We start from the raw sequence: 19,741 nt of genomic DNA on the forward strand, positions 1-19,741 counted from the left end.
TTGCTGGCGCTCAGGCACCATTGTAATGGTTACCAGAAACGAATCTTTGCGCTGGGTCTGTGAAAATTGTGTTGCCAGCCACCGGCCTCTTCGCGGGCCCGCCCGCTCCCACAGGGACTGCACAGTCTTTGAAGCCGTGCAGTCCCTGTGGGAGCGGGCGTGCCCGCGAAGGGGCCGGAGCAGGCGACATCAGTTACCGGGCAGATAGGGCCAGTCATCACCCACCAGAAACACCCGTTCTGCCTCCTGCCAGGCACCATCGGCATCAGGCACCAGTCGTACCAGCAAGTGCGCCGGTGCCTGCTGCTCCAGCACATGCAGCCAGGCTGCAAACTGCTCCGCCTGCCAGCACTCACCTGACTCCACCCTTGCCGGCGCCAGCCAGGCATGCCGCTGCAGCGGCTGCCAACGCTCGCCCTCGGCCATCACCCAGTCCCGCCGACGAAGCCAGCGCCCCCGCAAATGTTGCGGGTTGGCGCCCTCCGGCGCCTCGGCATGCCCAGGCCGTGGATAGAACAGGTAACCACCCAGCCACATTTGCGCCTGCACCTGCTCCACCCCTAGCTGCGCCAGCGCCTGACGGCTGTGCGCTCCCGTGGACATGGGCAACTGGTGCCCCGCCAGGTGCGCAAGCTTGGTCCCCAGCCGGTCATGGCAACCTGGCCCCAGCCAGGCATGGGGATCGTGCCCGGCGTCTTCCGGGCCCAGGTACAGCTTGATCGCCAGTTCCAGGTGGTGCACGCCGTCGCGGTCGCGCAGCACCACGTCGAGCTCGCCCAGGGTGTGCCCGCCGTCGCGAATCGCCAGGTTGGCGGCCAGCAGCTCGATGCCTGGCGCCTGGCTCAGGGCAAATTGCCACAGGCGTTCGTAGTAATGCCCCAGGCGCCGGCTGCCCAATTGCGCCAGCCAGGCGCGCAACGGTCGGTCATCGGCATCCAGGGCCCGCAACCATTGTTCAAGGCGTTGCGGCTGCTGCGCCCACAGGCTGCCCGCCAGCGGGTGTCGCTGGGGGCAGGGCGGGGCGCTGAGCAGGGGCGGCGACAACAAGGCCCATGCCAGGTCACGCACGGTGGAGTGCTGCAGTTGTCGGGGCAGGTCGTGAAGCTGGGCGAATGGCGTCATCCTGCGAGCATAGCCGGTTTGCCGCTGCCCGGTGGTTTCGCCCATAATCGGCGCATCGTCACCCGCCGCAGAGCCTTGCAGGAGCCCCATGGAGCAATTTCGCAATATCGGTATCATCGGTCGCCTTGGCAGCTCGCAGGTGCTCGACACCATTCGCCGACTGAAAAAATTCCTCCTCGATCGCCACCTGCACGTGATCCTCGAGGACACCATTGCCGAAGTGCTGCCCGGCCACGGCTTGCAGACGTCCACCCGCAAGCTGCTGGGCGAGGTCTGCGACCTGGTCATCGTGGTCGGCGGCGATGGCAGCCTGCTGGGTGCTGCCCGCGCGCTGGCCCGGCACAACATTCCGGTGCTGGGTATCAACCGTGGCAACCTGGGTTTTCTCACCGACATTCGTCCCGACGAGCTGGAACAGAAGGTCGCCGAAGTGCTCGACGGCCACTACCTGGTAGAAAACCGTTTCCTGCTGCAGGCCGAGGTGCGTCGCCACCATGAGGCCATCGGCCAGGGCGATGCGCTGAACGACGTGGTGCTGCACCCGGGCAAGTCCACGCGCATGATCGAGTTCGAGATCTACATCGACGGCCAGTTCGTCTGCAGCCAGAAGGCCGACGGCCTGATCGTCGCCACCCCCACCGGCTCCACCGCCTATGCGCTGTCGGCCGGTGGCCCGATCATGCACCCCAAGCTCGATGCCATCGTCATCGTGCCGATGTACCCGCACACCTTGTCGGGTCGGCCGATCGTGGTTGACGGCAACAGCGAGCTGAAGATCGTGGTGTCCAAGGACCTGCAGATCTACCCGCAGGTGTCCTGTGACGGCCAGAACCACTTCACCTGTGCCCCCGGCGACACCATCACGGTCAGCAAGAAGCCGCAAAAGCTGCGCCTGATCCACCCGCTGGACCACAATTACTACGAGGTCTGCCGCACCAAACTGGGTTGGGGCAGCCGCCTGGGGAGCAGTGACGACTGATGCTCGATCCGGCGCGAAGTTTTGACATCATCGGCGACGTGCACGGCTGTGCACTGACCCTTGAACGCCTGCTCGACGCCCTCGGATACAAGCGCGTGGCCGGCGTGTGGCGCCACCCGCGACGTCAGGCGCTGTTCCTTGGCGATATCGTCGACCGCGGGCCACGCATTCGCGAGGCGCTGCACATCGTCCACGACATGGTCGAAGCCGGCCAGGCGTTCTGCATCATGGGCAACCACGAATACAATGCCCTGGGCTGGGTCACCCCGGCGCTGCCTGGCAGCGGCAAGGCCTATGTCCGCGAACACACGCCGCGGCATGCCCGGCTGATCGACGAAACCCTGACTCAGTTTGCCCAGCACCCCGGCGATTGGCACGATTTCGTCAACTGGTTCTACCAGCTGCCGCTGTTCATCGACGCAGGGCGCTTCCGTCTGGTGCACGCCTGCTGGGACCCGCGGCTGATCGAGCCGCTGCGCCAGCAATACCCCGACGGCCGCATCGATGAACACTTCATCCAGGCCTCGGCGGTCAGTGGCAGTTTTGCCGACACAGTGTGCAACCGCCTGTTGCGCGGTACCGACATGCGCCTGCCGGACGGGCTGACGCTGACCGGCGGCGACGGCCTGACCCGCGCGTTTTTCCGCACCAAGTTCTGGGAAGAAGACCCGAAAACCTACGGTGACATCGTGTTCCAGCCTGATGCCCTGCCCGAGGAAGTGGCCAGCACCCCGCTCAGCCACAGCCAGAAGAACGCCTTGCTGCGCTATGACGAAGACCAGCCGATGCTGTTCGTCGGGCATTACTGGCGCAGCGGCCGACCGGCACCGATCCGCGCCAACCTGGCCTGCCTGGACTACAGCGCCGTGCTCTACGGCAAGCTGGTCGCCTACCGGCTGGATGATGAAACCCGTATCGACCCGCACAAGTTCGTCTGGGTCGACGTCGACCGCCCACAGGCCAACCAATGAACATTATCGAAGTGATGCGCCTGCCGCTGTCGGTCGACCTCAGCGGCTTCGTCCACCTGTTGCAACGCCTGCAGGTGCCGCACCGGGTCAGCGAGGAGGGTGATGCCCAGGTCCTCTGGGCCCCCGACACCCTGGCCGAAGATGTGCTGCAGCTTTACCAGCGCTACCCCGACGGCAACGCCGATCTCGAACCTGCGCAGGACCCTGTGGGAGCGGGCATGCCCGCGAACAGCCCCACACAACCCTCCCTGGTAGAGCAAGCCAAGGCCTGCAAAGTCACCACTCTCACCCTGCTGCTGTGCTTCATCGTCGCCGGCCTCACGGGCCTTGGCGACAACTTCACCACCATCAGCTGGTTCACCTTCCTCGACTTCCGTGTCCAGGGCGACTACCTGTACTTCACCTCGCTGGCGCAAACCCTGGATGAAGGCCAGTGGTGGCGCCTGGTATCGCCCATGCTGCTGCATTTCGGTGTGCTGCACCTGGCCATGAACAGCCTGTGGTACTGGGAGCTGGGCAAACGCATCGAACTGCGCCAGGGCCCGTGGGCGTTGCTGGGCCTGACCCTGCTGTTCAGCCTGGTCTCCAACCTGGCCCAGCACTACACCAGCGGGCCGAGCCTGTTTGGCGGCCTGTCCGGCGTGCTGTACGGCCTGCTCGGGCATATCTGGCTGTACCAGTGGCTGGCGCCTGACCGTTACTTCAACCTGCCCAAGGGCGTGCTGGTGATGATGCTGATCTGGCTGGTGGTATGCCTGACCGGCGTGGTCGGCACGCTCGGCCTTGGCCAGATCGCCAATGCCGCCCACGTCGGCGGGCTGCTCATCGGATGCCTGACCGGGCTCTTGGGTGGGGCGCTGGCCCGGCGTAAACTGTCGGCTTGAATCAGGAGACACTATGTCCACTTTCGCGCAAATGATTGAAAACATCACCCCGGAAATCTACCAGAGCCTGAAACTGGCCGTGGAAATCGGCAAATGGTCCGACGGCCGCAAGCTCACCGCCGAGCAGAAAGAGCTGTCGCTGCAGGCGGTCATCGCCTGGGAGATGAAGAACCTGCCCGAAGACCAGCGCACCGGCTACATGGGCCCACAGGAATGTGCGTCGAAGTCCGCGCCCATCGCCAACATTCTGTTCAAGTCGGACTCGGTACATTGATCGAACTCGCACGTGGCTCGTTGAGCAAGATGGCCGTAAGCCTGCAGGCACCGGTGGTGCAGTACAGCTTCCGCCTGGATGACACCCAGGTGCCGGTCAACCCCATGATCGGCCAGCGTCTGCGCCTGGAATACCTCGGCGCCATTCATTGCAGCCATTGCGGCAAGCGCACCAAGACCAGCTTCAGCCAGGGTTACTGCTACCCGTGCATGACCAAGCTGGCTCAGTGCGACGTGTGCATCATGGCCCCGGAAAAATGCCACTACGACGCCGGCACCTGCCGCGAACCGTCGTGGGGCGAACAGTTCTGCATGACCGACCACGTCGTCTACCTGGCCAATTCGTCGGGGATCAAGGTCGGCATCACCCGTGCCACCCAGCTGCCCACCCGCTGGCTCGACCAGGGCGCCAGCCAGGCGTTGCCGATCATGCGCGTGGCCACCCGGCAGCAATCGGGCCTGGTCGAAGACGTGCTGCGCAGCCAGGTGCCGGACCGGACCAACTGGCGCGCGCTGCTCAAGGGCGATGCCGAGGTGCTCGACCTGCCGGCCATCCGGGAGCAGGTCTTCGAAGCCTGCGCCGACGGCCTGCGCGAGCTGCAGGGGCGCTTTGGCCTGCAGGCGATCCAGCCGCTGCCGGACGCCGAAGTGGTGCAGATGAACTACCCGGTCGAGGCGTACCCGAAGAAGATTGTCAGCTTCAACCTCGACAAGGACCCGGTGGCCGAGGGCACGCTGCTGGGCATCAAGGGCCAGTACCTGATCTTCGACACCGGTGTGATCAATATTCGCAAGTACACGGCCTACCAGTTGGCCGTGCTCCAGTAAAAAGGACCTGCACATGCGTACCGAACAACCGCAAGTGATCTACCTCAAGGATTACCAGGCGCCGGAGTACCTGATCGACGAGACGCACCTGACCTTCGAGCTGTTCGAGGACCACACGCTGGTTCACGCGCAACTGGTCATGCGCCGCAACCCGGCACGCGGTGCCGGCCTGCCGCCACTGGAACTCGATGGCCAGCAGCTGGAACTGCTGCGCGCCTCGCTGGATGACCAGGAATTGCAGCCAGGCGAGTACCAACTCGACGCCGACAGCCTGACCGTGCAGCCCAAGGCCGAGCGCTTCACCCTCGACACCAGCGTGAAGATCCACCCGGAAAGCAACACCGCCCTGGAAGGCCTGTACAAGTCGGGCAAGATGTTCTGCACCCAGTGCGAGGCCGAGGGCTTCCGCAAGATCACCTACTACCTCGACCGCCCGGACGTGATGAGCACCTTCACCACCACGGTCATCGCCGAGCAGCATCGCTACCCGGTCTTGCTGTCGAATGGCAACCCGATCGGCAGCGGGCCGGCCGAAGATGGCCGCCACTGGGCGACCTGGGAAGACCCGTTCATGAAGCCGGCCTACCTGTTCGCCCTGGTGGCCGGTGACCTGTGGTGCGTTGAAGACAGCTTCACCCGCCAGTCCGGCCGTGAGGTGACCCTGCGCATCTACGTCGAACCCGAGAACATCGACAAGTGCGACCACGCCATGGTCAGCCTGAAAAAGTCCATGCGCTGGGACGAAGAAGTCTATGGCCGCGAGTACGACCTGGACATCTTCATGATTGTTGCGGTCAATGACTTCAACATGGGCGCCATGGAAAACAAGGGCCTGAACATCTTCAACTCCAGCTGTGTGCTGGCCCGTGCCGAAACCGCCACCGATGCTGCGCACCAGCGCGTCGAAGGCGTGGTCGCCCACGAATACTTCCACAACTGGTCGGGCAACCGCGTCACCTGCCGTGACTGGTTCCAGCTGTCGCTGAAGGAAGGCTTCACGGTATTCCGCGATGCCGAGTTCAGTGCCGACATGAACTCGCGCACGGTCAAGCGCATCGAAGACGTCGCCTACCTGCGCACCCACCAGTTCGCCGAAGACGCCGGCCCCATGGCCCACCCGGTGCGCCCGGAAAGCTTCATCGAAATCTCCAACTTCTACACCCTGACCGTCTACGAGAAGGGCGCTGAAGTGGTGCGCATGGTCCGTACCCTGTTGGGTAGCGAAGGCTTCCGTAAGGGCAGCGACCTGTACTTTGAACGTCACGATGGCCAGGCGGTAACCACCGACGACTTCATCAAGGCCATGGAAGACGCCAACGGCGTCGACTTTACCCAGTTCAAGCGCTGGTACAGCCAGGCGGGCACCCCACGCCTGGAGGTCAGCGAGGCGTATGACGCCGCCGCGCAGACCTACAGCCTGACGTTCCGCCAGAGCTGCCCGCAGACCCCGGACAAGGCCGAGAAACTGCCGTTCGTGATCCCGGTGGAGCTGGGCCTGCTGGATGCCGATGGCAACGACCTGCCGCTGCAACTGGCTGGCGAAGACGCTGCTCAAGGAACCAGCCGCGTGCTGTCGGTAACCGAAGCCGAGCAAACCTTCACCTTCCAGGGCATCCAGGCCAAGCCGCTGCCGTCGCTGCTGCGTGGCTTCAGCGCCCCGGTGAAGCTGAGCTTCCCGTATGACCGTGACCAGCTGATGTTCCTGATGCAGCACGACAGCGACGGCTTCAACCGCTGGGAAGCGGGCCAGCAGCTGTCGGTGCAGGTACTGCAGGAACTGATCGGCCAGCATCAACGCGGCGAAGCCCTGAAGCTCGACCAGCGCCTGATCACCGCCCTGGGCACTGTGCTGGGCAATGTATCGCTGGACCCGGCCATGGTGGCCGAAATGCTCTCGCTGCCAGGTGAGGCGTACCTTACCGAGATCAGCCAGGTGGCCGACGTCGACGCCATCCACGCCGCCCGCGAGTTCGCACGCCAGCAGATCGCCGAACACCTGTTCGACGCCCTGTGGGCGCGTTACCAGGCCAACCGTGAAGTGTCGCGCAGCACTGCCTATGTGGCCTCGGCCGAGCACTTTGCCCGCCGCAGCCTGCAGAACATTGCCCTGTCGTACCTGATGCAGAGTGGCAAGCAACAGGTGCTGGACGCGACCCTGGAGCAGTTCGAGCACTGCGACAACATGACCGAGCGCCTTACCGCGCTGGCGGTACTGGTCAACTCGCCGTTCGAGGCCGAGCGCGCCAAAGCGCTGGAGGCCTTTGCCGAGCACTTCAAGGACAACCCGCTGGTCATGGACCAATGGTTCAGCGTGCAGGCGGCCAGCACGCTGCCGGGCGGGCTGGCGCGGGTCAAGGCGTTGATGCAGCACCCGGCCTTCACCCTGAAGAACCCGAACAAGGTGCGTGCGCTGATCGGTGCCTTTGCCGGGCAGAACCTGGTCAACTTCCATGCTGCCGATGGCTCCGGGTATCGCTTCCTGGCGGACCTGGTGATCGAGCTGAATGCGCTGAATCCGCAGATTGCCTCGCGGCAACTGGCGCCGCTGACACGCTGGCGCAAGTATGACGATGCGCGTCAGGCGCTGATGAAGGGTGAGCTGGAGCGCATTCTGGCTTCGGGTGAGTTGTCCAGTGATGTGTATGAGGTTGTGAGCAAGAGTCTGGCGTAATTCTGGTGAATTGGGGCCGCCCAGCGGCCCCGGCTTTCCCCGGCCGACAACAAAACATAACACCCCGCCCGTTGTACTCCCGCAAACATCCCCGCTACGATCTCCTCAAGCTATTGCAGGCCTCTAGATCAGGCTTTCTGCAAAGCCTGCAATGCATTGACCCACCAAAAAAGAACACAACAAGGGGGCAGTCATGAGGGAACAGTTACGTACGCCAGCCAGGCGTGGTGCCTGGCCATGGGCAGCCAGCGCGATGCTGGCATTGGCATTGGGGGTGTGGGCAGACAGCGCCCAGGCCGCGGCCGCCGACGAATACTCCACCGAATCGGCCAAGGCCAGCCAAAGCCTGTTGATCGACGCCACCCATGCCGGCAAGCGCCTGGTGGTGGTGGGTGATCGAGGCCACATTCTGTTCTCCGACGACCAGGGCAGTACCTGGACCCAGGCTCGGGTACCCACCCGGCAATTGCTCACTGCCGTGTTTTTCCTCGACGACAAGCGTGGCTGGGCCGTCGGCCATGACGCGCAGATCCTCGCCAGCACCGACGGCGGCGCCACCTGGAGCAAGCAGTTCGAAGACCTCGCCCGTGAAGCACCCTTGCTCGATGTCACCTTCCTCGACGCCCAGCACGGCTTTGCCGTGGGGGCCTATGGTGCCTTGCTGGAAACCACCGATGGTGGGCAACACTGGCAGGATGTGGCCGAGCGGCTGGACAACCCGGACCAGCTGCACCTGAACGGTATCGCCCACGTGCGCGATGCCGGCCTGTTCATCGTGGGTGAGCAGGGCGGCATGTTCCGCTCCACCGACAACGGCCAGACCTGGGCCAAGGTCCAGGGCCCCTACGAGGGCTCGCTGTTCGGCGTGATCGGCACCGCCAGGCCGCAGACCCTGCTGGCCTACGGCCTTCGCGGCAACCTGTTCCGCTCCAGCGACTTCGGTGACAACTGGCAGCCGATCGAACTCAAGGCCGCACGCGGTACCCTGGAGTTCGGCCTGGCAGGCGCTACGCTTGTCGATGATGGCACCCTGGTGTTGGTCGGCAATGGTGGCAGCGTGCTGCGCAGCACGGACGACGGCCAGACCTTCAGCGTGTACAACCGCGCCGACCGCCTGGCCCTGGCCGGCGTCAGTGGCCTGGCCAACGGCGGCCTGCTGCTGGTGGGGCAGGGTGGTGTGCACCTGGCCAGCGCCGAAGGGGCTGATCAGCCTGCCCCGGAGGTGCGCCCATGACCAGCAGGGAGAGCATTACCATGCACCCGCATCACCAGGATAAAGCCACGCTGCTCGAACGCCTGATCTTCAACAACCGCCCAGTGGTCATCGCCCTGTGCGTGCTGGTCAGCATTTTCCTGTTCTGGCAGGCCACGCAGATTCGCCCGTCCACCAGCTTCGAGAAGATGATCCCGCTGCAGCATCCGTTCATCGAGCAGATGATGGAGCACCGCAACGACCTGGCCAACCTCGGCAACACCGTGCGCATCTCGGTGGAGGCGGTGAACGGTGACATCTTCGACAAGGACTACATGGAGACCCTGCGTCAGATCCATGACGAGGTGTTCTACATCCCCGGTGTCGACCGGGCCGGGCTGAAGTCACTGTGGAGCCCCAGCGTGCGCTGGAGCGAGGTCACCGAAGAGGGTTTTTCCGGTGGCGAGGTCATCCCTAACACCTACAACGGGTCGCAGGACAGCCTCGATACCCTGCGCGACAACGTGCTCAAGTCAGGCCAGGTGGGGCGCCTGGTAGGCAACAACTTCAAGTCCAGCATCGTCGACGTGCCGCTGCTGGAGAGCTACCCCGACCCGCAGGACCCGGGCAAACAGGTGAAGCTGGACTACCAGCAGTTCTCTCACCTGCTGGAAGAGAAGATCCGCGACAAGTTCCAGGCGCAGAACCCCAATGTAAAAATCCACATCGTCGGCTTTGCCAAGAAGGTCGGTGACCTGATCGATGGCCTGGTGATGGTGGCGATGTTCTTCGGCGTCGCCCTGGTGATCACCTTGGTGTTGTTGTACTGGTTCACCTGGTGCATCCGCAGCACTGTCGCCGTGCTCATCACCACGCTGGTGGCGGTGGTCTGGCAACTGGGGCTGATGCATGCGGTAGGCTTTGGCCTGGACCCGTATTCGATGCTGGTGCCGTTCCTGATCTTCGCCATCGGCATTTCCCACGGGGTGCAGAAGATCAACGGCATCGCCCTGCAGTCGAGTGATGCCGACAACGCCCTTACCGCTGCCCGGCGCACGTTCCGTCAGTTGTTCCTGCCGGGAATGATCGCCATCCTTGCCGACGCAGTGGGCTTCATTACCCTGCTGATCATCGACATCGGGGTGATTCGCGAACTGGCCATCGGCGCCTCCATCGGCGTGGCGGTGATCGTGTTCACCAACCTGATCCTGTTGCCGGTGGCCATCTCCTATGTCGGCATCAGCAAGAAGGCCATCGAGCGCAGCAAGAAAGACGCAACCTGCGAGCACCCGTTCTGGCGCCTGTTGTCGAACTTCGCCAGTGCCAAGGTGGCGCCGGTGTCGGTGGTGCTGGCACTGCTCGCCTTCGCCGGTGGCCTGTGGTACAGCCAGAACCTGAAGATCGGCGACCTCGACCAGGGCGCACCGGAGCTGCGCCCCGACTCGCGCTACAACCAGGACAACAACTTCATCATCAGCAACTACTCGACCAGTTCCGATGTGCTGGTGATCATGGTCAAGACGCCGTCGGAGAAGTGCTCGGTCCACTCGACCATGGCGCCGATCGACGAGCTGATGTGGACCATGGAAAACACCCCAGGCGTGCAGTCGGCGATTTCCCTGGTCACCGTTTCCAAACAGGTGATCAAGGGCATGAACGAGGGCAGCCTGAAATGGGAAACCCTGTCGCGCAACCCGGACATCCTCAACAACTCCATCGCCCGGGCCGACGGCCTTTACAACGGCGACTGCTCATTGGCACCCGTGCTGGTGTTCCTCAATGACCACAAGGCTGAAACGCTGGAGCGCGTCACCGCCGTGGCCAAGGCATTTGCCGACAGCCATGACAAGGAAGGCCTGCAGTTCCTGCTGGCGGCGGGCAACGCCGGCATCGAGGCAGCGACCAACGAAGTGATCAAGTCGGCCGAGCTGACCATCCTGATCCTGGTGTACATCTGCGTGGCCGTGATGTGCCTGATCACCTTCCGCTCGTTCGCCGCCACGCTGTGCATCGTGCTACCGTTGGTGCTGACCTCGGTGCTGGGCAACGCGCTGATGGCCTACATGGGTATCGGGGTGAAAGTGGCGACCTTGCCGGTGGTGGCGTTGGGGGTGGGCATTGGCGTGGACTATGGCATCTATATCTACAGCCGCCTGGAAAGCTTCCTGCGTGCCGGTTTGCCGTTGCAGGAGGCGTATTACCAGACCCTGCGCTCGACCGGCAAGGCGGTGCTGTTCACCGGGTTGTGCCTGGCTATTGGTGTATGCACCTGGATCTTCTCGGCGATCAAGTTCCAGGCGGACATGGGCCTGATGCTGACCTTCATGCTGCTTTGGAACATGTTTGGTGCGCTGTGGCTGCTACCGGCATTGGCGCGGTTCCTGATCAAGCCTGAGAAGATGGTGGGCAAGGAGGGTGGGTCGATCTTCGCCCATTGATTGGAGGGGGCCGCATTGCGGCCCCCCGGTTATACTGCCAGCTCATTTCAGATGGGTACCCCTATGTCCCCCCTCGCTACCGCCCTGCAGTCCTGCGATATGCTTTTGATCGACGGCCTGCACGCCTTCGATTTCACCGTTGATGAAGCCGGCCTCACTGTCGAATGCATGGACGGCCGCCAATTGCGTCGCTGGTCGTTCACCCCTGAGCAAATCGCTGCCGCCATCGCCACCGGAGACGAGTGGCAACTCGACGATGCCAACGGCGCGCATCGGCTAGTCTGTATGAGTGCCTTTCGTGCCCCGGATGATGACCAAGATGAACCGGACCTGGACGAGCCTGCTGACCGCTAGCCTGATGAGCCTGACAATCTCTGCACACGCTGCCACCTTGCTGGTGGGCAGCTACACCGATGGCGCTAGCCAGGGTATCTACCGCTACCATTTCGACGACAAGGCCGGCCAAATCGGCCCAACACCTCTGCAGGTGGTGAAAAGCGTCAGCCCTTCGTGGCTGGTGCTGTCGGCCGACCAGCGTCAGCTGTTCGCGGTGAATGAGACCCCGCAGGGCCATGCCAGCAGTTTCAGCATCAGCAGCAAAGGCGAAATCAAGCCGCTCAACCAAGTGGTCACCCAGGGCGACGAGCCCACCCACGCCAGCCTCAGCCGTGACCAGCGCTACCTGTTCGTGGCCAACTACGCGGTCAACCCCGACCCCGGTGGCAGCCTGGTGGTGATCCCGGTGGCCAAGGACGGCACGCTCAAGCCCGTGGTGCAACAGGCCCGGCATAAAGCGAGCGGGGTCAACCCTGAGCGCCAGGCCGGCGCCCACGTGCATTCGCTGGTGCTGTCGCCGGATGGCCAGCACCTGTATGCCAGCGACCTGGGTGCCGACAAGGTGTTCATCTACCGCTACGACGGTGCCAGTGCGGACCACCCGCTGACAGCGGCGATACCTGCGTCCGTGGCCTTGCCGCCGGGCAGCGGTCCGCGTCACTTGCTGTTCGACGCCAAGGGCCGGCACGCCTACCTCACCCTGGAAATGAACGCCGAGGTGGTGATGTTCGATGTGCAGGACGGCAACCTGGTTGAACGCCAGCGCTTACCCCTGACCGAGCGCCAGGAGGCCGCAGCGAAGGCAGCAGGTGGCTTGCACCTGTCGGCGGACGGGCGCTTCCTGTACGTGAGCAACCGTGGCACGGCCAATGAAATTGTGGCGTTCAGCGTGGGCAAGCAGGACGGCCAGTTGACGTTCCTGCAGCGTCGCCCGGCAGAAGGTGATCACCCTCGGGAGTTTGCCCTGGACCCGAGTGACAACTTCCTGCTGGTGGCCAACCAGAAGAGCAACCAGATCGTGGTGATACGTCGCGATCCGCGCAGTGGCAAGCTGCTGGAGACGGTGCAGACGCTGAAGCAGGATGCACCCTCGGACCTCAAGTTCATCGAGTGATATCGATCAGCGTGATAATCGGTACTGCTGCAATGAATTTTTGCGTGCGGCCTCGGCGGCGTAAGTTTGACCCAAGGCCCAAAAGGGCCACCGTCAAACCACCGCCGTCGAGGTAAGCCCAGATGAACTTCAATCTCTTCCCGGTTATTGCCGCATCCGCCATTTCCGCATCGGTCGTACTGCCAGCGCATGCCCATGCCGACAGCAGCAAGGCTTCTGCCACCCACAGCTACACCGAGCAGTACCTGCGCCAGAGCGCCAATTTCCATGCGGCCCTGAGTGGCAAGCACCACCACTGATCTGGCTTGTGTGAGGTCCTTGTGGGAGCGGGCATGCCCGCGAACACCGGCAGAGCCGGTGCCATCCACCGCGGTGCCTGCTTCGCGGGCATGCCCGCTCCCACACGGACCCATGTGCAGCCCGATGTTTAATCAGCGGACCATGATTGCCTTGAACAGCTCCGAAGCCAGCCACCCCTCCAGCCAGCTCCGCACACGCGGATAAGCCGCCTCGGCGAACCACTGCGGTTCGACCCCGGCAAACTGGCGCATCAGGGGCAGCAACGCGGCATCGGCCATGCTCGGGTGGTCGGCCAGCAGGTAAGCCCGCCCCACCAGCAAGCCTTCGAGCTCCGCCAGCCAGGCCTCGGCCTGCTGGCGGTAATGCTCGCGGGAATGCTCCGGGTAACGTTCGGCATACTTGTACAGGTTCACGTGCGCCTTGAACGTGGTGTCATTGCGCGCAATCAGCGTTTCAGCCTGCTGCGCAGCCGCAGGGTTGGCCTGTAGCCGCCAGTCCTGCGGGTCGTTCTGCGTCAGCGCCCAGCGCATGATGTCCAGGCTCTCTTCCAGTACCTCGGCACCGGTGTCCAGCACCGGTACCGTGCCCTTGGGCGACAAGGCCAGCAGCTCTGCCGGCTTGTTCTTCATCGCCACTTCGCAGATCTCCACCTCGCAGCCGGCATAGCGCAGGGCCAGGCGCGCGCGCATGGCCCACGGGCAGCGGCGGAACGAGTAGAGGATCACCCGCACACCTCCACTTCACTGAGGCCATTACCCTGGCGCCGCACCTGGATCTGCACCGGGATGCGCTCGTGCATTTCCTGTACGTGGGAGATCACCGCCACTTTGCGACCCTGGGCTTGCAAGCCGTCGAGGGCGTCCATTGCCAGTTGCAGCGACTCGGGGTCGAGGCTGCCGAAACCTTCGTCGATGAACAGCGACTCGATACGCAAGGTGCTGGACGCCATCGACGCCAGGCCCAGGGCCAGGGCCAGCGACACCAGGAAGGTTTCCCCGCCCGACAACGAGTGCACCGAACGCAGTTCGTCGCCCATCTCGGTGTCCAGCACCAGCAGGCCCAGGGCGCTGCCGCCGCGCTTGAGGCGGTAGCGACGGGCCAACTGACGTAGCTGGGCGTTGGCGTGGTGCAGCAGCAGGTCAAGGTTGTAGCCTTGGGCGATCTTGCGGAACACATCACCGGAGGCCGAACCGATCAGGGCATTGAGGCGGGCCCAGCGTTGCCACTGCTGGTGGGCCTGTTCGATTTCTGCCGCCAGCGCCTGGTGGGCCTGCTGGCGGCGCTGGTCGTCGGCCTGTTGTGCACGCAATTCGGCGCATTGCTGCTCGTGGTTTGCCAGGCGTTCGCGCAGTTCGGCCAAGGCTTGCTCCAGGGCTTGGACCGTGGTGTCCACGGTCATCTGTGCCGCGTGATGCTGCAGGCGCTGTTCGCGCTCCTGCAGCAGGACGCGGCCCTGCTCGATGGCTTTTTCCGCGCCTTGCAAACGCTGGCGCAATTCATTGACTTGCGCGTCATCCATGGCCAGCAGGCGATCGAGGCCGGCATCGTCCAGTTCCGGATGCTCGCTGCGCCACTGGGCGATCTGGGCCTGCAACTGTTGGCATTCGGCATCCAGTGCCTGTTGTTGCTGGGTATTGGCCTTGAGCTCGCTGGCCAGTTGTACGCCTTGGGTGCGCAGATCTTGCAGGCGCTGGGCGGTGTCGGCGTCAAGGGTGCGGGCGTGCTCCAGCGCGGTGTCCATGTGCTGCTGCCAGGCTTCGGCGCTGGCATGTTCGCCGAGCAGTTCGGCGAGTGAGGCCAGGGCTTGCTGGCGTTGCTCGTCGAGGGCGGCCAGTTTCTGCTGTAACTGCTGCTGGCCTTGCACGCGCGCCTGCTGTTGGTCACGCAGCTTGTCCAGCTGGGTTTGGCGGGCTTGCTGCTCTCCCAGTTCGTCCTTGCGCTGTTCCAGTTGCTGCAGGCGCTGGGCAATCTGCTGGTCGAGGGCGAGGAAGGCATTGGCCGGGTCGTCGTTGAGGGCCTTGAGCGCTTCCTCTGGTAGTACGCCCGCCAGGTCGTTCAGGCCTTGCTGCAACAGCTGCTCGTCGTTGGCCAGGGCCTGGTGCTGTTGCTCCAGGTGGCGCTGGGCCTGTTGTTGGGCGTCGTGGGCAGCCTGCAATTGCTGGTTGAGGCGGGCCGCGTCCCGTTGCAGGGCGAGCAGGGCGCTCTGGCGTTTCTCGTCCTGGCTGATTTCTTCATCCAGGCGACGCAGCTGGCTGTCGAGCCAGGCGCTACGGGCCTTGTCGTCCTGCGGGGCGAGGGCTGGCCACAGGCTGTGTGCCTGTACCTGAGCCACCAGCGGTTGCAACTGTTCGCCCAGTTGCTGCTGCTGTTGCTGGAAGTCCTTGAGCTGGGCATTGACCACACCCAACTGGGTACGCAGCTCCACCAGCTTGCTGTTGAGCGTCTCGACCTGCTTCTGGGCGGCGTGCTCTTCGGCCTGGTCATGGCGGCCCAGGCTCTGCAGCAGCGCTTCTGGCTGATGGAAGGGGTGTTCGGCGCTGCCACAGACCGGGCAGGGTTCGCCGTCACGCAGTTGGTTACGCAGTTCTTCGACGCTGGTGTTGCGTGCCAGGCGTTGGCGTTCCAGCAGTTGACGGGTGAGCGTCAACGCCTGTTCGGCGGCCTCCAGCTCGGCCTTGGCGGCGGTGCCTTCGGTAATCAGTTGCTGGCGTTGCAGCATGGCCTGCTGCTGCCGTTCGCGCAGGGCATCCAGCTGCTGGCGCAGCTCCTGTTCACGGCCGTGCAGGCGTGACATTTCCTCTACGGCGCGCTGCTGTTTGCGGTTGTCCTGCAACATGCCGCCGAGCAGGTCGATCTGCTCGGCCAGGGCCTGGGGTTCGGCCTTGGCTTCACGGAACAACAGGTCGTAGGCGTCGCGCTCGGCCTGCAAGCGCGCATTGGCCTGGCTGGCCTGGGCCTGCAGGCCGGGTAGCTCTTCTCGGCCCTTGGTCAGCCGGCCACCGATCAGCATCACCTGCTTCAGTTGCGGCAGGTAGGCGTGCCAGGCATTGGCCAGGCCCGCCAGGTGCTGGCTGTCGGCAAGCGCGGTGTCGATCAGCGCCAGTTGTTGCACGCTGCGCTGCTGGTTGTCTTCCAGCTGCTGCAGTTGCTGCTGGCCGTCAGCGACCTGCTGTTGCGCCTGCTGGCTGATGCTGCGCTGGGCGGCCAGCTCCTGGTCCAGGCGTGCCAGCGTATCCTGAGCGGCAAAGGCCTGGCGCAGGCGCGGCGCATTCTCGCCGTGCTCGGCCTGGCGGTCGGCAAGCGCTTGGCGCGCAGTGTCCAGCGCCTGTTCGAGTTCGCGGGTGCGCACCTGCAGTTCGGCTTGCTGCTGTTGCTGTTCGGCAATTTTCGCGGCCACTGGCGCCAGCTGTGCGCTCAGGGCCTGTCGGCGGTGGAACTGGTGACGCTGTGGGGCCAGGCGCTCCAGGCGTGCCAGGTCCAGGCGTGGTTCGGCCAGCTGTTGCCAGTCCAGTTCGGCGGCCTGCAGCGTGGTGCTGGCTTCGGTGTGTTGGGCCTGTAGCTGGTGTTGCTCATTCAGCCAGTTGCGTTGTTGCTCCAGTTGGCGCTCGCCGGCCTGGTCGGCCTTGAACTGCTGTTGCGCCTGCTCCAGGCGCTGGTCGAGCTCGGTACGGGCCTCGGCAGCCATCGGCAGTAGATGGCTGGCGCGTTCTTTCAGGGCGTTGTGCGCCTCGCCGGCTTCGCGCGCCTTGCTGAAGGCACGCTGGCCCAGACGGGTGTAGATCGCGGTGTTGGTGAGCTTTTCCAGCAACTCGCTACGGTCTTTGTCGTCGGCCTTGAGGAACGCGCCGAACTCGCTCTGGGCCAGCATCACCGCACGGGTGAACTGTTCGAAGTTCAGGCCCAGACGGGCTTCGACCAGTTGCTTGTATTCGTTCTTGCCACTGCCGAGCACTTGCTCGCTGTCGAGGTCGTAGAAGCTTTGACGGCTGTGCTGCAGTTTGCCGTTGGCCTTGTCGCGGGCGCGGTTGGCTTCCCAGCGGGCGCGGTAGCGGCGTCCGTCGATGCCGACGAAATCGACCTCGGCAAACCCGCTGCCGGTGCCACGGCGCAGCAGGTTGCGCGGGTCTGAGGTGGGGATGTCGCCGTCGGCGTCCGGCACCTTGGCCTCACGGCCAATGGCATTGAGGCGCGGCACGGTGCCGAACAGCGCCAGGCACAGGGCGTCAAGCAGGGTGCTCTTGCCAGCACCGGTAGGCCCGGTGATGGCGAACAGGCCAGCGCTGGCCAACGGTTCTGCGGTGAAATCGATGTCGATCGGGCCGGCCAGCGATGCCAGGTTCTTCAGGCGGATGGCGAGAATCTTCATGGCTGTTCCTCTTCCTGCTGCACGTCCTGCAACAGCAGGGCGAAGTCGGCCAGCGCCTGCTCGTCGGCGGGGTTGCCGTAGGCTTGCTCCCAGGCGCGGCTGAACAGGTCTTGCGGGGTCATCTGGGCCAGTTCGACAAAGGCCAGGTCATCGTCTTCGGCGTTGTTGCGGCCGGCGTACTCGGCGCTGATGCGGATCAACCGTACCGCCTTGCCTTCAAGCGCGGTTTCGATCTGCTGGCGCAGGTCGGGTTGCGGCTCGTCGAGCATCACCCGCACTTCCAGCCAGGGCTGGCGGTTGGGGTCTTCAAGCAGGTCGACCACTGGCAGGTCGGCCAGTTGCTGCAACAGCTCGCCCAGCGGAGCCGGGCCCACTCGTTGCAGGGCCACGGCGCGTGGTACGGGGCGTGGCTCGACGCTGACCAGGCCGTTACCGTCCAACTCCACTTCCAGGACCTGGTGCGGGTAGTTGATTTCGGCGAACGACAGCGGGATTGGCGAGCCGCTGTAGCGGATGCGCTCTTCGCGGTTGACCTTCTGCGGCTTGTGCAGATGGCCCAGGGCGACGTAGCTGATAGCCTTGTCGAACAGCTTGGCCGGCAGCGCCTCGGCGTTGCCGATGATCAGGCTGCGTTCGGAGTCTTCCGACACCGCGCCACCGGCCATGTGCGCGTGGCTGATGGCGATCAGCGCCTGGTCTTTCTTGCGTTTCTTCAGTGCGGCGGCGATCAGTTGCTGGTGCACCTGGGTGATGCCTTGCAGGTAGTCGTCACCCAGCTGCGGGCCGGTCACTTCGGCCGGGCGCAGGAACGGCAGGGCCAGGCACCAGGCGGCCACCTTGCCACGGCCGTTGGTCAGCGGAATCAACAGGCGTTCGGCATCCAGCTGGCCCTCGTCCAGCCAGTGCACACGGCCCAACGCATGGGTGCGCAGGCGGCGCATGAGTGCGGCCGGCAGCTCGATGCGCGAACCGGAGTCGTGGTTGCCGGCGATCATCACGATGTCCAGCTTGGGCTGTTGCTCGTGGGCCTGGACGATGAAGTCGTAGAGGCGTTCCTGGGCTTTGACGGGCGGGTTGACGGTGTCGAAGATGTCGCCCGCAATCAGCAGCGCATCCGGCTGGCGCAGGCGCAGCTGGCCGAGCAGCCAGTCGAGGAAGCAGGCGTGTTCGAAGTCGCGTTCCTGGCCGTGCAGGCTTTGGCCCAGGTGCCAGTCGGAGGTATGAAACAGACGCATGGATGACCTGTTGGTGTCGAGTCGGGCAAGCGGGGAAAGGGCGGTATGGTAACCCAAGCGTGGGGCCGCTGTGCGGCCCGATCGCGGGCAAGCCAGCTCATAGAACTGCGCATCACTTACTGATTTAGCAGGGACCCTGTGGGAGCGGGCGTGCCCGCGAAGAATCCAACGCGGTGCATGGCACCGGCTGCGCCGGTGTTCGCGGGCGCGCCCGCTCCCACATGGACCGCGCTTGCCTGGCATTTTTGTCAGTTGTCTCGCCGTTGATTGCGGCGGAAAAATTGTGTTCGAGCAAACTACAACTGGCTCACTTGTATGAGGCTAGGCGATGGCGACCTTGGCACAGGTCTATACAGCATACGGGTACTCCAAGCGGCCATCGAAAAGCACGCTACTCGGTTTCAACGGCGAACGGCTGGCCGTTGAGTTGACGAGTTATCTATTGGGCAACGGGTATCGTGCATTCAGCCCGGCTCTGATGCGCTTTCTGTCGGCGGACAGCTTCAGCCCGTTTGGTGAGGGTGGGGTGAACAGCTACGCCTTTTGTTCGAATGATCCTGTTAATCGGCAGGATCCAAGTGGGCATGGGTTCGAGAGAAATGCTCTTTCACGGCGACCCGTGCGGATCAAGCCAGTCTCCGTGAAGAAAGTTCAGCAGCTAACTACAGATCAGTTGGTTGAACGGTACAACACACTAGGTTCGCAAATGGTCGACAGTATGATTTCGAAGTCCAAGAGAACGCATTACGCGTTGCACGAGCAACAAATGCTTTTGATCAGTGAATTGGCATCCAGGCAGGATAAAAGGAGCCCCAAACCACTGCTGAGCGGTCCACAAGGTGATGCATCCAGTGCAACGCCAATGATCGACGCGCTTCTGAATCCGAACGATCCCTTCCCGCCCAAGCCAGGGCCAACCGAGGCAGTCGCAGAGCAGCCCGCTCAGTCGGCTTCACGGCTGCGTAAAGCAGAATGGTTTTAAGCACGATCATCAAGGGTTTGCGGTTCGGTTCATTGTGGGAGCTGCCTTGC

General features: G+C 63.8%; 16 protein-coding genes. 12 read left to right on the top strand and 4 right to left on the bottom strand.

What is annotated here, in order from left to right; genetic code table 11:
- Window positions 1–189: 189 nt before the first annotated feature.
- The gene (locus ACF8FB_RS02545; protein WP_049586635.1) at window positions 190–1,212 is read right to left on the bottom strand and encodes a DUF1853 family protein; all 1,023 of its coding nucleotides are present in this window, start codon (window positions 1,210–1,212) and stop codon (window positions 190–192) included.
- Between ACF8FB_RS02545 and ACF8FB_RS02550 the strand changes: the two genes are divergently transcribed.
- From ACF8FB_RS02550 to ACF8FB_RS02600, 11 genes are all read left to right on the top strand, one after another.
- Complete coding sequence (locus ACF8FB_RS02550; protein WP_003247220.1) at window positions 1,211–2,101, top strand: NAD(+) kinase; 891 nt, start codon at window positions 1,211–1,213, stop codon at window positions 2,099–2,101. The genes ACF8FB_RS02545 and ACF8FB_RS02550 overlap by 2 nt on opposite strands.
- Complete coding sequence (locus tag ACF8FB_RS02555) at window positions 2,101–3,072, top strand: metallophosphoesterase (protein ID WP_010953024.1); 972 nt, start codon at window positions 2,101–2,103, stop codon at window positions 3,070–3,072. The genes ACF8FB_RS02550 and ACF8FB_RS02555 overlap by 1 nt, the downstream gene beginning before the upstream one ends.
- Window positions 3,069–3,956, top strand: coding sequence for a rhomboid family intramembrane serine protease (locus ACF8FB_RS02560; protein ID WP_392509968.1), 888 nt, complete (start codon window positions 3,069–3,071; stop codon window positions 3,954–3,956). Before ACF8FB_RS02555 ends, ACF8FB_RS02560 begins: the two co-directional genes overlap by 4 nt.
- A 13-nt stretch (window positions 3,957–3,969) precedes the next feature.
- A complete protein-coding gene (locus ACF8FB_RS02565) occupies window positions 3,970–4,230 on the top strand; it encodes a YeaC family protein (protein ID WP_003247224.1) in 261 nt (86 codons plus the stop codon).
- Window positions 4,227–5,057 carry a DUF2797 domain-containing protein gene (locus tag ACF8FB_RS02570; protein ID WP_003247225.1) on the top strand — a complete coding sequence of 277 codons (831 nt, stop codon included), beginning with the start codon at window positions 4,227–4,229 and terminating at the stop codon, window positions 5,055–5,057. The genes ACF8FB_RS02565 and ACF8FB_RS02570 overlap by 4 nt, the downstream gene beginning before the upstream one ends.
- 13 nt (window positions 5,058–5,070) lie before the next feature.
- Entirely contained in the window at window positions 5,071–7,728 is a 2,658-nt protein-coding gene (gene pepN, locus ACF8FB_RS02575) for an aminopeptidase N (RefSeq protein ID WP_392510974.1), read from the top strand.
- 193 nt (window positions 7,729–7,921) lie between these two features.
- A complete protein-coding gene (locus ACF8FB_RS02580) occupies window positions 7,922–8,962 on the top strand; it encodes a WD40/YVTN/BNR-like repeat-containing protein (protein ID WP_392510975.1) in 1,041 nt (346 codons plus the stop codon).
- Between the two features lie 20 nt (window positions 8,963–8,982).
- A complete protein-coding gene (locus ACF8FB_RS02585; RefSeq protein ID WP_049586703.1) occupies window positions 8,983–11,358 on the top strand; it encodes an RND family transporter in 2,376 nt (791 codons plus the stop codon).
- Between the two features lie 63 nt (window positions 11,359–11,421).
- Window positions 11,422–11,712, top strand: coding sequence for a DUF5629 family protein (locus ACF8FB_RS02590; RefSeq protein WP_049586638.1), 291 nt, complete (start codon window positions 11,422–11,424; stop codon window positions 11,710–11,712).
- Window positions 11,678–12,808: a lactonase family protein gene (locus ACF8FB_RS02595; RefSeq protein WP_010953030.1), complete on the top strand. Its 1,131-nt coding sequence runs from the start codon at window positions 11,678–11,680 to the stop codon at window positions 12,806–12,808. The genes ACF8FB_RS02590 and ACF8FB_RS02595 overlap by 35 nt, the downstream gene beginning before the upstream one ends.
- A gap of 122 nt (window positions 12,809–12,930) precedes the next feature.
- Window positions 12,931–13,107, top strand: a complete 177-nt coding sequence (locus ACF8FB_RS02600) for a hypothetical protein (RefSeq protein ID WP_003247232.1) — start codon at window positions 12,931–12,933, stop codon at window positions 13,105–13,107.
- 132 nt (window positions 13,108–13,239) lie between these two features.
- On the opposite strand, the gene ACF8FB_RS02605 is transcribed toward ACF8FB_RS02600, so the two are convergent.
- Genes ACF8FB_RS02605 through ACF8FB_RS02615 form a run of 3 tightly spaced genes read right to left on the bottom strand, consistent with a single transcriptional unit; the run spans window position 13,240 to window position 18,709 of the window.
- A complete protein-coding gene (locus ACF8FB_RS02605) occupies window positions 13,240–13,833 on the bottom strand; it encodes a glutathione S-transferase (protein ID WP_350297540.1) in 594 nt (197 codons plus the stop codon).
- Window positions 13,830–17,474, bottom strand: coding sequence for an AAA family ATPase (locus ACF8FB_RS02610; protein ID WP_392510976.1), 3,645 nt, complete (start codon window positions 17,472–17,474; stop codon window positions 13,830–13,832). The genes ACF8FB_RS02605 and ACF8FB_RS02610 overlap by 4 nt, the downstream gene beginning before the upstream one ends.
- A complete protein-coding gene (locus ACF8FB_RS02615) occupies window positions 17,471–18,709 on the bottom strand; it encodes an exonuclease SbcCD subunit D C-terminal domain-containing protein (protein WP_003247235.1) in 1,239 nt (412 codons plus the stop codon). The genes ACF8FB_RS02610 and ACF8FB_RS02615 overlap by 4 nt, the downstream gene beginning before the upstream one ends.
- 328 nt (window positions 18,710–19,037) lie before the next feature.
- Here ACF8FB_RS02615 and ACF8FB_RS02620 point away from each other — a divergent pair, with 328 nt between their 5' ends.
- Window positions 19,038–19,691, top strand: a complete 654-nt coding sequence (locus ACF8FB_RS02620) for an RHS repeat-associated core domain-containing protein (RefSeq protein ID WP_392509964.1) — start codon at window positions 19,038–19,040, stop codon at window positions 19,689–19,691.
- Window positions 19,692–19,741: the final 50 nt, after the last annotated feature.

The organism is Pseudomonas sp. yb_2, from assembly GCF_043103905.1.
GTDB lineage: Bacteria > Pseudomonadota > Gammaproteobacteria > Pseudomonadales > Pseudomonadaceae > Aquipseudomonas > Aquipseudomonas alloputida.